Origin of the sequence: Neptuniibacter caesariensis (assembly GCF_000153345.1) — a bacterium.
Lineage (GTDB): Bacteria > Pseudomonadota > Gammaproteobacteria > Pseudomonadales > Balneatricaceae > Neptuniibacter > Neptuniibacter caesariensis.
On the sequence record NZ_CH724125.1, the window covers coordinates 701735 to 714922 of the forward strand.

Annotated in this window: 12 protein-coding genes and 1 tRNA gene; 4 read left to right on the top strand and 9 right to left on the bottom strand. The window is 47.4% G+C overall.

Annotated elements, in window-relative coordinates; all coding sequences use genetic code 11:
• Positions 1-248 precede the first annotated feature (248 nt).
• Complete coding sequence (locus MED92_RS03495) at positions 249-3170, bottom strand: insulinase family protein (RefSeq protein ID WP_007020103.1); 2922 nt, start codon at positions 3168-3170, stop codon at positions 249-251.
• A gap of 375 nt (positions 3171-3545) precedes the next feature.
• Here MED92_RS03495 and MED92_RS03500 point away from each other — a divergent pair, with 375 nt between their 5' ends.
• Positions 3546-4184, top strand: a complete 639-nt coding sequence (locus MED92_RS03500) for a phasin family protein (protein WP_007020104.1) — start codon at positions 3546-3548, stop codon at positions 4182-4184.
• A 96-nt stretch (positions 4185-4280) separates the two neighbouring features.
• Here MED92_RS03500 and MED92_RS03505 read toward each other — a convergent pair whose 3' ends face one another.
• Positions 4281-5501 carry a UbiH/UbiF/VisC/COQ6 family ubiquinone biosynthesis hydroxylase gene (locus MED92_RS03505; protein ID WP_007020105.1) on the bottom strand — a complete coding sequence of 407 codons (1221 nt, stop codon included), beginning with the start codon at positions 5499-5501 and terminating at the stop codon, positions 4281-4283.
• A gap of 113 nt (positions 5502-5614) precedes the next feature.
• Here MED92_RS03505 and MED92_RS19395 point away from each other — a divergent pair, with 113 nt between their 5' ends.
• The gene (locus MED92_RS19395) at positions 5615-6094 is read left to right on the top strand and encodes a DEAD/DEAH box helicase (RefSeq protein ID WP_420170110.1); all 480 of its coding nucleotides are present in this window, start codon (positions 5615-5617) and stop codon (positions 6092-6094) included.
• Positions 6067-6993 carry a helicase-related protein gene (locus MED92_RS03510; protein WP_420170111.1) on the top strand — a complete coding sequence of 309 codons (927 nt, stop codon included), beginning with the start codon at positions 6067-6069 and terminating at the stop codon, positions 6991-6993. The genes MED92_RS19395 and MED92_RS03510 overlap by 28 nt, the downstream gene beginning before the upstream one ends.
• Here the strand turns inward: MED92_RS03510 and MED92_RS03515 are convergent.
• The gene (locus MED92_RS03515; protein ID WP_007020108.1) at positions 6971-8074 is read right to left on the bottom strand and encodes a tRNA-queuosine alpha-mannosyltransferase domain-containing protein; all 1104 of its coding nucleotides are present in this window, start codon (positions 8072-8074) and stop codon (positions 6971-6973) included. The genes MED92_RS03510 and MED92_RS03515 overlap by 23 nt on opposite strands.
• A 173-nt stretch (positions 8075-8247) precedes the next feature.
• Here MED92_RS03515 and MED92_RS03520 point away from each other — a divergent pair, with 173 nt between their 5' ends.
• A complete protein-coding gene (locus MED92_RS03520) occupies positions 8248-8832 on the top strand; it encodes a YiiX/YebB-like N1pC/P60 family cysteine hydrolase (protein WP_007020109.1) in 585 nt (194 codons plus the stop codon).
• Between the two features lie 21 nt (positions 8833-8853).
• Here MED92_RS03520 and MED92_RS03525 read toward each other — a convergent pair whose 3' ends face one another.
• The 6 genes from MED92_RS03525 to MED92_RS03550 form a co-directional block, all read right to left on the bottom strand.
• Positions 8854-9327, bottom strand: a complete 474-nt coding sequence (locus MED92_RS03525; protein WP_007020110.1) for a DM13 domain-containing protein — start codon at positions 9325-9327, stop codon at positions 8854-8856.
• A gap of 40 nt (positions 9328-9367) precedes the next feature.
• On the bottom strand, positions 9368-9958 hold the full coding sequence (locus MED92_RS03530) for a hypothetical protein (protein ID WP_007020111.1): 591 nt from the start codon (positions 9956-9958) through the stop codon (positions 9368-9370).
• The gene (locus MED92_RS03535; RefSeq protein WP_007020112.1) at positions 9955-10518 is read right to left on the bottom strand and encodes a hypothetical protein; all 564 of its coding nucleotides are present in this window, start codon (positions 10516-10518) and stop codon (positions 9955-9957) included. Before MED92_RS03535 ends, MED92_RS03530 begins: the two co-directional genes overlap by 4 nt.
• Before the next feature lie 116 nt (positions 10519-10634).
• A complete protein-coding gene (locus tag MED92_RS03540) occupies positions 10635-12518 on the bottom strand; it encodes a SurA N-terminal domain-containing protein (RefSeq protein WP_007020113.1) in 1884 nt (627 codons plus the stop codon).
• Between the two features lie 148 nt (positions 12519-12666).
• Positions 12667-12743 (bottom strand) — tRNA-Asp (locus MED92_RS03545).
• 110 nt (positions 12744-12853) lie between these two features.
• On the bottom strand, positions 12854-13129 hold the full coding sequence (locus MED92_RS03550; protein ID WP_007020114.1) for an HU family DNA-binding protein: 276 nt from the start codon (positions 13127-13129) through the stop codon (positions 12854-12856).
• Positions 13130-13188: the final 59 nt, after the last annotated feature.

The window sequence follows — 13188 nt, forward strand, 5'->3', positions numbered from 1 at the left end:
GAAGCCAGGGTAAAAGCAGCAATAAGGGAAACAGGTTACGGGCAAACACAATCACCTCTGTCGGCAGGGATTCGGTCACCTGCTTAACCATCATCCCCGCAGCGACAAGACACAGTTCTGACAGAACAATAAACAGTGCGCCCCGATAGATCATATGCGTTTGCATGTTAGATACGGCCTAAAGCAAAAAAAGGATACAAAAAAGCCCTGCAAAGGATTTACAGGGCTCTCATGTGGACTCGTGTCAATTATACTTCAATGATTTCGTATGCATCACCCAATTCGTCAGCCTGCTCTTTGCTTGTTACCACCGCAACACTCGCATCAGCATCTAACAGATAGGTTTTAGCGACACGCTTAAGATCATCAAGAGTCACTTGAAGAATCCGCGAACGGAACGCTTTACGCTGTTCTGGGGAACGCCCAAACAATAGACTATGGAACGCTTGTTTAGCCTCTCCGGCCGGAGATCCTGGTTTATCAATCGAACTTACAACACCCAGAATCGCTTCTTCAAGCTTCTGATCTTCATGCTCATTTTCTAAAAGCCATTGAATAGAGGCGTCGAAATCGTCCAGCGTTTCCGTCAAACGAGGGTCACGATAAGAGAAGAAACGGAACGCCGCATCACCGGAATCCTGACCTGCACCGGAGCCATAGGCCCCGCCCTTTTCACGGATCGCCCGATGAAGGAAGCCATTGCGTAAGAAATCACCCAGGATCGTTAGCGCCGCTGAATCAGGGTGCTCAACAGGCACGGTTGGGAATGATTTAGCACAGAAACTAACCTGTGTACTTGTCGTCCAGGCCTGTTTAACCCGCTCGCGAAGCGCTGGTAATTTAAATCCGGCTCCCTCGGTTTCTGAAGTACCTTGCCAAAGACTTTCCAGAGCCTGCTGCAATCCTGCCTGGTACTCTTCCTCCGCCACGACAAGGAACTGACGAGGTGTTTTCTGAATTTTGCTATGCAGATTAGCCAGTTTATCTGACAAAGCCTGCAACTGAGCCTGATCTTCAAGCTGCTCATCAAGCGTTTTGAAGAAACGAATCGATTCCAGACCTTTGGTAGCCTGAGCCAGGGCCGCTGCCGGGCTCATCTTGGCGCTGGCTGCCATCATTGCCAGGGCGTGACCACTGCCAGTAATACTCTGCTCTTTGCGTGTACGCTGTTGAGAAACCACTTCACGAATACGTGAGAGTTCATCGAAACGCGCGCTATCCAGCGTTTCTTTTAACAGGTCTAACAGTTCCTGCTGCTTGCTAATCAGAGCTTTACCAGACAAAGTGAAGAATCCACGTACATCCTGCTCATTGTCAGGCATACCTCGGATCGATGCGAATGCATGGACACCGCCAGTGACTTCCGTCTGATATTGCTGGTTTTCCTGATAGCTACGTTCGCCACAGCCAAGCTCTGTCAGCAAATAGCTGTATAGTGGTAGCAGATGCTGCTCGTCTTCGCTAAGTTCGGGGAGCTGCATAATGATCTGCTGGTAGATCAAACCATTGGTTCCCCTGTCATAGCGGGTATAAGGCAGGCTTGAGTTAACAGCGGTCGGTTCCGGTACCGTCATATCATCAGGTACATCATTCAACGTCACCTTAGGCAAAATAGACTCGTCGTCTATCTGATTCTGACGGGCTTCCAACTCAGCTGCACGGCTAATCAGTGCTTGCTTTTCATCCTCATTGAGGGACGCCTTGATCTTCGCAAGCTGAGCCTTTTCTGCCGCATCACGACGAGCGGCTAGCTGGTTATCCGGACGTAGTGTCAGTCGAACACGGTGCGGATTATCCAAGAGTTCACGCACCAGGTTCTGTACATAATCAGGCTGCTTGATCTCTTCGCGAAGCTTCTCCAATACAGGATCAAGGTTCAGCAGCGCAATTGGATCGCCGTGGTTAACCGCCGCACCTAAAGAAGACATGATCAGGCTCAACCCATAGGGGTAGCCATCACCATTAATTTCACGCTGCTGTAGCTCAAGCTGATGGAGTTGTGCTTCCAGCATCTTCTGCGGAACGCCCTCTTCAGCGACTTTCTCTAATACTTCCAGAACCATCTTCTCAAAAGCATCGGCGGATTCAGGTTCACTCCCCTCAATACCGCACATAAAGCTCATTTCACGATTAGAGTCTTCAAGCCCACAAAGTGGCGAAGGCGCACTACCCAGATCGGTAGATTCAAGAGCATGTCGCAAAGGCGCTGCACTATTGTCCAGCAATACACGGGACATCAAGTGCGCTTTAAGCTGCGCTTCCAGATCACTGGACGGCCCCATCAACCAAGCCATTACGTGGTGTGTTTTACCACTCAGATCTTCCTGATCCAGATCGTAACCCTCTTCAACACGCAGTGGTGAGTGGTAACGTTTCTCATCATGGATATCGATGGTTGTATCCAGCTTTTCAAAGCGTGCTAATGCCTTCTCTTCAATGAAAGTCTGTAGTTCAGTCGCCGGAATATCACCGAAGGTCATGATGACGGCATTACTTGGATGGTAATGGGTTTTATAGAAATCGATCAGCTCATCATAGGAGAGATCAGGAATACACTCAGGCTCACCGCCACTGTTGTGGTGATAGGTGGTGGTTGGAAACAGGTATTTAGTAACCGATTGCCATAGACGAGAAACAGGAGAGCTCATTGCCCCTTTCATCTCGTTAAATACAACACCCTTATATTCCAGATCAGAATCAGGGTTTCCGGGCTCAGCGAACTCTACACGGTGCCCTTCCTGCTCAAAATCCAAAGGATCCAGACGGCTAAAGAACACCGCATCCAGGTATACATCTAACAGATTAAAGAAATCTTTACGGTTCTGGCTGGCAAAAGGATAAGAGGTCCAGTCGCTGCTGGTCATTGCGTTCATGAAAGTATTCAATGAACGCCGTGTCATCATAAAAAACGGATCACGGACAGGAAAACGTTCACTACCGCATAAAGCCGTGTGCTCGAGAATATGTGCAACCCCTTTAGAATCTTCTGGGACCGTTCTCAGCCCGACCAGAAATACATTTTCTGAATGATCCGCAGCTATATGGTAGTGCGTTAAACCGGTCTCTTTATGAGTAAACTCTGCGACATCAATCCCTAGTGACTCAATCTTCTCCGAACGAACAAAATCAAAAGAAGCATGGCAATCAGCGACGGTTTGCAAATTTGTCATGTAAATATCAGATCCTTAACAAGCGAGCGTAAGCGAATGCCCCAAAAAAGAATAAACGGGATTCGCGCTTTCTCTTGATTGTAATGACAATTGCGGGGGATAACCAACTTTGCTGCTCAGATATAGGGATTAACGGCTTAAATTTCTGTGAAATGACTGCTATCCATGTGAATTTGAGCTAAACCTCGGGCGACTATACCTTTAATAAGATCCGCCTATCCCGTTGTTTTATTGAAACTTTTCTTAACTAGAAAAAGACTGTCAGACCTTTTGTGCAATGCACAAAAAAATGTTTGACAGGTTATTTATTAACCACTATATTGAACACAAATGCTGCAATGCACAAACAAGTTAAAGTTCTCAGAGGAATTGAAAATGTACGATGATCTGATGAAAGACGTTCAGGAAAAAATGCAACCTGCAATCGACGTTGCTGAAGTGAACAAGAAAGCACTGGAAACGTTGTTCTCTCTGCAGTCTGAATACGTAACAGACTTTGTTGATTCAAGCGTTGCTCAACTGAAAGCTCTTTCTGAAGTTAAAGATCCTAAAGATGCTATCGAACTGCAAGTTCAGTTCATGAAGGATCTGGAAGGCAAGATGACAGCAACTGCGGAAAAAGAACTTGCTGCGCTGACATCCGCTAAGGAAGAGATCTCTGGAATCGTTGAGAAGAGCCTGTCTGAAATCAGCGAAATGCCGTACATGACAGACTTCAACAAATTTATGGCAGAAGCTACAGAAGCAGCGACTGCAGCCGTTGCGCCTGTAACACCAGAAGCTAAGCCTGCTGCAACGGCAGCACCAGCAGCAAAGAAAGCTCCGGCTAAAAAAGCACCTGCGAAAAAGGCACCTGCAAAGAAAGCAGCGCCTAAAGCAGCAGCGCCAGCTAAAGCACCTGCTAAAAAAGCACCTGCTAAAAAAGCAGCGCCTAAGGCGGCTCCTAAAGCTGCGGCAGCGCCAAAAGCAGCAGCTAAACCTGCTGCGGCTAAGCCAGCAGCCACTGCTCAGTAATTATCGTCCGGGGTCACGATACGACCCCACTTCTCTACTCTGGCTGGTTATATCAGCCTTATCCTTTGCCGGTCTTCTTAGACCGGCTTTTTTATTCTAGATCTCTTCTAATCTTGCCAATGCCGGTAGCGGCCCTTCCAGCCCCATAGCAAATCGGGTCACTTTGTTTTTAGCAGGCGTTACCCGCTCGGCAAGGCCCAGGCCGATGTTGCGGATCAGTTTAAGAGGACCGATTTGATTACTGAAGATTCGATAGAATGCATCCATCGTCTGCATCATCAGCAGGTTATGTTGGCGACGCTGCTGCTCATACTCTTTGAGCAGCTCAAGTTCAGTGATATCTTCGCCGGTTCTGGCCGCTTTTAGAATTACCTCTGCCAGTGAGGCGGCATCCAGCAGACCGATATTGACCCCCTGACCTGCTAACGGATTGATCATGTGCGCAGAATCGCCCGCTAAGGCTAAGCCCTCTAACACATATTCCTGCGCATGCTGACGGCGTAACGGGAAGTACCCCCGCATCAATAGCTTATCCAGAGAACCCAGGGTATCCGGGAAGGTTGCGGTAAGCTCTTGCATAAACTGGTCGTCATCCAGCTGCATCAATCGCTTTACATTGTCTGGCGTGTTGTACCAGACCAGAGATGCATTCTCACCACTGAGCGGTAGAAAAGCTAAAGGCCCAGTCGGGGTAAACTGCTGCCAGGTGATATCCTGTTGCGGATAGTTGGTTGTCACCGAAGCCACCAAGGCAAACTGCTCGTAATCCCATTTTGTTACGCCGATGCCCGCGGCCTGGCGAACCTTAGAATCCCCACCGTCTGCGGCGATCAACAGCCTACCGATAATCTCCCGCTCATCATCGAGACGAATAAGGCTACTTCCCGGCGAATAATCGATCTCTTCAACCTTAGCTGGGCAGATCAGGTCGATATTATCAAAAGCCTTTAAGCGCTCTAGCAGCGCTAGCTGAATCACTCGGTTTTCAACGATATGGCCCAGATACTCATGACCGATATGATCGGATACAAATTCTGTAGCCGCTTTGACTTCATCTGCTTCCCAAACCTTCATACGGCGGTAGGGACAACTACGGCGTGACAGAATCCCTTCCCAGGCTCCGACCATTTTCAGGATATTCTCGGAAGCGACACTGATAGCTGAAACACGAAGATCGTTTGGCTGGTCCGACTCGAAGGCTTTAGGGTAAGCATGTTCAAGCACTGCTACAGATAAATTACTGTTTCCCAGAGCACAAGCGATGGTCGCACCGACCATGCCGCCACCAACGATCACAACGTCATATCGTGTATTCATTCAGCTTAACCAAACCCGTGTATTTAGATCTGTCGAAGTATACGAAAAAAACCACCCGATTACCCGAGATCAGCTATAATGCAGCCTTCTTTTTTCCAGCCGATGAGCCTTACGTGTCTGATTCCAGTTTTGCCAAGCTAGCCCTGCCTAAATCCGTTCTGAGTAACCTTGACCAATTGGGTTATAAAGAGATGACTGCCATTCAGCAACAGGCGCTGCCTGAAGTATTGGCAGAAAAAGATCTTATTGCCAAAGCGAAAACCGGTAGCGGCAAGACGGCAGCCTTTGGCATAGGGCTGTTACTGAAATTACGCCCACGTAATTTTGCCACACAGGCACTGGTACTTTGCCCAACCCGCGAATTAGCAACTCACGTTGCTAATGAGCTGCGGAAACTGGCGCGTTTCACTGAGAACTTAAAGATTCTTACGCTTTGTGGTGGCCAACCTATCGGCCCGCAGATCGGCTCACTCGAGCATGGAGCACATGTTGTCGTACGTACACCTGGCCGAATTAAGGATCACCTGCGTAAAGGCACATTGAGCCTGGGCAGCGCTAAAACAGTGTGCTGGATGAAGCGGACCGTATGCTAGATATGGGCTTTGCCGAGCAGATCAGGGATATTATTGATCAGGCACCGAGCAAGCGCCAAACTTTACTTTTCTCGGCAACCTATCCAAAGTCAATCGCTTCACTCAGTGCGGATATCCTTACTAACCCTGTCACTGTTGAAGTTGAATCAACCCACAGCCAAAACCAGATTAAGCAGCATTTCTTCGAGTTTGAGAAAGAAGAGAAGCTTCAAGGCCTGGGCCGGGTTCTACAGCAGTTCCAACCTGAATTCGCAGTGATTTTTTGCAATATGAAACAGACCTGCACTCAGGTTCAGCAGTTCCTCCGCAGCCAGGGCTATAGCGCCAACGCGATCCATGGCGATCTTGATCAGCGTGAGCGTGAACAGATGCTAGTCCAGTTTGCCAACCGTAGCTGTAACTTCCTGATCGCGACTGACGTTGCTGCACGTGGTCTGGATATCGAGGAACTGCCTTGCGTAATCAACTACGATCTGACCCGTGATGCAGAAGTGCATACCCATCGTATCGGCCGTACAGGCCGTGCTGGGAAAAGCGGTATCGCGTTGAACCTGTATCAACCTTCAGAAGCCTACAAGGTAGTGTCTATTGAAAACTACCTTAAAACAGAATTTGAAAATACCGAGATAACCGCAGAGCTGCCCAACTATGAACCGCCTCGCCCACCAATGGTGACACTCTCTATTGCCGGCGGCAAAAAGAACAAGGTACGCCCAGGCGATATCCTTGGCGCGCTGACAGGTGATGCAGGCATCCCTGGAAGCCAGGTTGGTAAGATTAATATCTTTGATTTTATTGCCTTTGTTGCGGTAGAGCGCCAAGCGGCGCGAAAAGCTGAGCAACAGCTGAACAAGGGCAAAATCAAAGGCCGTAAATTTAAGGTGCGCCGCGTTTCATAATTGCTTCAATCACCTCACGGTATTTGTCAGCCAGGACTGTCCAACTCAGCTGGCTGACATCTACTGAAGGCAACTCAAAGCCATTATCCAGCTTTTTCTCTATCAACTGGCCTAGCTTCTCTGCCATTTCATTAGCCTGATCGCTCTCGGTATAACGGCACTCAACCGGGAATAGCTCCTGATAGGCTAATCGATCAGGTACCACTGGAAATGCCCCAGCGGCAGCGCCTTCCAACACAGCGATTCCCTGATAATCATGATCCGCGGTAGACAAGACAATATCCGCTTTTTGCAGTAATGCCTGATAGGCCTGCCTGGATGCCATGTATCCCCACTCCCCTTTACATCCTGGGTATTGATCCAACAGCTCAGACAGTTCAGTAAATTGGGGTGGTACCTTTCGGAACTGCTGTCCTACCACGTGCAGGGTAAAACGATCCGTTTTCTTTAACAGAAGACGGATCGCATCGAGTAAGAGCTGGGGATTCTTATCAAACTCCCAACGGTGATTCCAAACCAGATGTACACGATTTGATTCTGGTTTAGAGGGCAAATAGCTATCATCTTTCAAAGGCACTGGCACAACCGCAGAGCGTGAAGCAATCCGATCGGTAATACCTGCAGGCACATGATCTGGCATCTTACCTAGCAAGGCGCTTGCCCCTTCGAGCAAGGTACGACGATTGTATTCACTGTTAAATAAACAGTAATCCCCGGCTAACGCAGTGTACAGATTGAGAATACAGGGCTCTACGCTTTTGAACTCTTTACCCGAACTTGGATAGGCAAACTGGTTTTCGTGGAAATACACCAGTGTCGGTATCTGCCCTAAATTTGGAATAAATCCGCGCAGCGCTGAGAGGTCGGTCATCGAGGTAGCGATAACCAGATCATATTGCTGTTCTAGCAGCTCCCTTTCAGCAAAAGCCCAGCTCAATGAATTACCCCGCATACGCCAACTGAAATAGCGCCCGGGTAAGCTCAATACTGTCCACTCATATTCAGGAAGATGTTCTATCAACCCTTTACGCCAATAGATATGGCTTTCAGCATCATAAGCGGAGAGTAACAGTATTCGCATCTTGGCGTCTTCTTAATGGTCAGGGGAGCGTATCTTAACATCGCAGCTAAAAAAAAATGCAAACTGGCCTTTAAGTATCAATATACGATACTTAATACAGATACATCGCGACAAAGAGCCCTAAAAAGCATACTCACATCATCAACTTTAACTGTGAGACAAGACAAATGAGTATGACAACCTTAGACACCATTCATAAAGATCTGGAAAGTCAGGTTCATGAAGGCGATATCATTTTCATATCGATCGACAGCTTTCTCTATCGACAGGTTGCTAAAGGGACTGGAAGCTGGACCTCACATGTGGGCTTTATCGTAAAAGAGAACAATCAGTGGTTCGTTTTAGAAAGCGCGGTTCCCAAAGTCAGAAGAACGCCTTTACGGGATTTTGTAAAACGTACAACCAACAATGAAGTGAGCGTATTACGCCTGCAGAATAAATTAACCACTGATCAGATAGAGCAGCTAAAAAATACTGCTGAAAAGCGCATGGGGCGTTTTTACCATCTGGGCTTTAAGTTTAATTCTGAACGTCAGTTTTGTTCAAAATTTGTCTATCTGACTTACAAGGAAGCCTTGGGAATAGAGATTGGTAAAGTGCAGACCTTAGCCGCACTGCTGGAGGAAAACCCACAGGCCAGCGTAAACTTCTGGCGCTGCTGGTATTTTGGCTTCGTGCCATGGAACCGTAAGACGATCACGCCTGCGAGCCAGTTGGTTGATCCGCAACTCTTCACCGTGTATTCGACAGTCAGTTAAACTGACTGTCGAACAAATAGGCTAGTTCTGGTACTTAGCCGCAGAGATAAATTCTGCGAAGGTTTCACACCATACCACTGCAGTTGTGTATTGCCCTACATCAATACCTTCGGGAACATTAACCACAAAGCCGTTGAAGGTTTTTACATCAGAAAGCTGAACCATCTTAGCTTTGCTGGCTTCAAAACTTGCTTCGTCATCTACAAACACCGGAGACAGGTACAATTTATAATCCGGCCCCGGCGCTAGCTCACCCTCAAAGACAATTTTATTCTGACTCAGAGATAGTTTGCCCTCTCCCCAATGAAGAAAGTCACTGCCCGGCAGATCCTTTGTGAAAGTTCCACTATAAAGGTTGTTCGCCAGCGCTGCTCGCATCTCACTGTGAGTCGGAGAAGCCGGTGCAGTCAGAATAGGTAGTAAATACACCCCTAACGCAAATCCGGCAAACCCTACCGCGCCATGAGAAATGAGTAACAGCAGTAACTTTTTCATAGATCATCCAATAGTCAGTTAACCAAAGCCTTTAACCAGTTTAGTGAAGCTGCTTCTCTTCGAGCAGTTTCTCACGTAACTTTTGAGATAGATCCGAAGCTGCTCTTCGACCTGCAAGACCAAAATCAGATTTAAACTCAGAGAACTCTGCTGCGCCTTGACCAGTAACTGTAAAGCTTGAAATTTCAGTGCCTGCTGCATTTCTTACTGAGCAATTCACCTCAATGGTAAACTCTGTAGGCGGCCATGTAAAAGCTGAATCAGAGCTAGAAGTCGTGTGAATAATAGGCGTAAAAACAAAGCTCACCTCGTTGTCCAGGATAGCCTTTGTATCATCATGCCCTTTGATAACAACCACGTTGTTGTAAACTGAACCCAACGCATCTCTAATCGCTTTCTCCAGGTCTCGATAAGGTTGATAATCGATCTTATCACCGCCCCCTCCAGGTGTAGTTACCCTAACCGCCCTTTGAGCATCAGTCATAACATATGCAGCGTTTTTACTACTGACTTTATTATTACGATCAGGCGTTTCTAGTGGCGTTATAGTTATGGGGTGTGAACATGCCGTCACTACAAGCGCAGCTAACGCGACCAAAGATGCTTTAAGCCATTTCATAGAATAATTCATATTTTAGTTACCGCCTTAACAAAAGCCTTGTCAGTATAAATCTTTGCTAACATCGTCTTCACCAATACCGGGTACTCAGACTGCGCTTTAGGCACTGCAACCGCAGCAGCAAAGGAAGAATCAAACTCGGTTACAGCGGTGTAGACCTTATCCAGAAGCACGTCTTCGCCTTGATTGATCATCAAACGAACTTGCATCAGGCCTTTACCTTTACTGAATCCTGAAATATCCAAATCATTCTCAACAAGCTCAGCACTGATGGTTACATCTGAAGCTTGATCATAGATTCCTATTTCAGTCAGGTCGGCTTCTAGAGCATCACGAAAATATTGTGTAAATGTCCCCTGTTTAGCTTTGAAGCCAGCCGCGCGCAAAGATATCTTATTAACTTTCGCTTGCGGATCCATAGGTGAAAAGTCGCCTAAAGATACAGCTTTTAACGATTGGGTCTTAACAGCATCAATGGTTTGGTAATCGGGCGAGTAAGAAGGGGCTTCAAAAGAAGCACAACCCGAAATCAGAACCACACTGATTAAGGGGGCAAGTAAGGTCTTCTTCATAGAAAATAATCCTTTATAAACAGCAAGATAATATCCAGCAGTAGACCTTATCACTAAAATTTCGAAGGACAAATAAAAAAACCACCCAAAGGTGGTTTTTTATAGACAGTTATTCATTACAGGCGTTCAATTTCAGCCTTATCCTTCAACTGTTCCGAATGATCCTGATAGTCCTGCTGACCGAACCGGCTGTTGAGCAACATGCCCATGTAGCGCTGCTCTTCCTCATTAAGATCAGCTGCATTTTCAGTGACCTTCTCCAGCGCAACAATTGCCTTACTACCATCTAACAGATCAACTGCAGCATAAGATGCTTCGCCTTCAGCTGGCTTAGGCATTTCAAACAACGCTTCACGTAACTGCTCAGGAAGGTCCTGCGAACCACGGGAGATATCAGTTTTACTAATCACTTCGCTACCGGAAGCTAAAGACTCAAGCGCCTCACCTTGCTTAAGCTTTGCAATGAACTGGTCGGCTTTAGTAGTTAGCGCCTCGGCAACTTTTTCTTCGAGCAGAGTCGCGGTAATCACCTCTTTCACTTCATCCAAAGAACGCTCACGAGGCAGCTGGTGATCAAGGATACGTAGAACAACCACCTTGCTGGAACTCAGTTCAATAGGATCACTATTCACGCCTTCCTGAAGAAAGCTTGGATCAAAGGTAACCGATAAAACTTTTGGCTCAGAAGTAATTGGCGCTTCGTTACCTGCACGAGAGAACAGTTCTGAAGTCTGAATTTCAAGACCCAGGGTTTCGGCTGGCTCGACCAGGTCACCTGAAGAGAACGCAACATCTTTAAGCGTGTCGAGTTGAGCTACAAACTCTAATTCAGCTTTTTCATTCAGTAGGTCACGCTCAATACCTGCCTTTGCTTCCTCAAAGGTTGGCACCTCGCTTTCAACAACGTCTAACAACTTAATAAGATGGTAGCCAAATTCTGTTTGAACCGGTTCTGAAATCTGCCCCTTTTCAAGGGCATACAGCGCATCCTCAAACTCAGCAGAGAAAGTGCCTTTCTCATTTACACCCAGATCACCGCCCATCTCAGCTGAAGCAGGGTCATCTGAATCACTCTGCGCTACGGCTGCAAAATCTTCACCTGCATTCAGTCTATCCAGCAGGGCCTTTGCCTTGGTTTCAGCCGCAGCAGCTTCTTGCTCATCAGAGATCTCAACCATGATGTGTGCTGCCTGGCGTAGTTCCTGAGCCTGATAGCTATCAACCATCTGCTGATACGCTGCTGAGACCTCATCAGCAGTTACTTCAACATCTTTTTCCAGATCAGCACGATCCAGGACGATATATTCTATAGCGACCTGTTCATCGCTCAGGTACTGACCGCTGTTCTGAGCAAAATAATCTGCCACTTCATCATCAGAGACTGTCTGAGCTGCACGCTCCGGTTCAGCCGCTAGCGTGAAATAGCGCGTATCACGGGACTGATTCTGTAATGTTGCGATTTCATTCAGTTCGTTAGACAGCGTAAAGGCGGATAGCAGGTAAGCAATTCGCTCTTGCTCTGTTAGCTTTTCCTTGCGAACCAGCGCACGGTAGGACAATGGTGACAGGCCCGCGTTACGCAGAACCGTTTCAAATTGCACTTTGTCGAATTTGCCGTCTACCTGAAAGTCCTTTGTCGATACGATCAGTTGATCGATCATCGCATCGGTGAAAACCAAACCCTGATTTTCAGCGGACTGAACAAGCACTTTCTGCTCGATAAGGCCTTCAAGAACCATGCTGCTGATCAGATTATCATTCAACAGACCCGGGTCAGCATTTTCACCCATCTGGCTCAGCATCTGATTACGCTGAAGGCGCATCCCCTGAACCAACTCCTGCTGACTAACCTCTTCACCATTGACGGTAGCAGGCGCATTACTGCCACCTGTTAGACTAACCAGTGATTCAACACCAAACAAAGCAAAAGTAACCGCAATCAAGCCAACAATAATCTTGGCGATGATTCCCTGAGAGTTATCCCGAATGGACTGTAGCATTATGCCCTCTTAACCCGGCCGTATTCTTTACACATAAAAAAAGCGCATTCTCGATGGAATGCGCCTTTCAGGAATTCTTTAGCTTAATCCAATGTGGATATAGCTTTTTCAGTCTATGCAGGAACAGTAAAACCGTATACTACATAGTTGGCGGAACGGACGGGACTCGAACCCGCGACCCCCTGCGTGACAGGCAGGTATTCTAACCAACTGAACTACCGCTCCCTGACGGGACTTGAACCCGTGACCTGGAAACTGGTTATATCAGTTTTCAGGTCGGGTAGCTCACGAATGAACTACCACTCCCTTAAGTAAAATCGTGACGCAATCAGATCTTACTTGTTTACTGCGTCTTTCAGAGCCTTACCAGGCTTGAAAGTTGGCAGAGTCGCAGCGGCAATCTCAATTGGCTTGCCTGTCTGTGGGTTGCGACCTGTACGAGCAGCACGCTCTTTTACAGAAAATGTACCGAAACCTACAAGTGCTACAGAATCACCATTCTGAAGTGCACCAGTAACCGCTTCCAGTGTAGCATCCAGCGCGCGACCCGCAGCTGCTTTTGGAATGTCGGCTGAAGCTGCGATAGCGTCGATCAGTTCAGACTTATTCACGTTGTTCCCCTTTAAATAGATCGTTATTTTTAGTTGTTCCGTTATCCATGCCCAGCAAG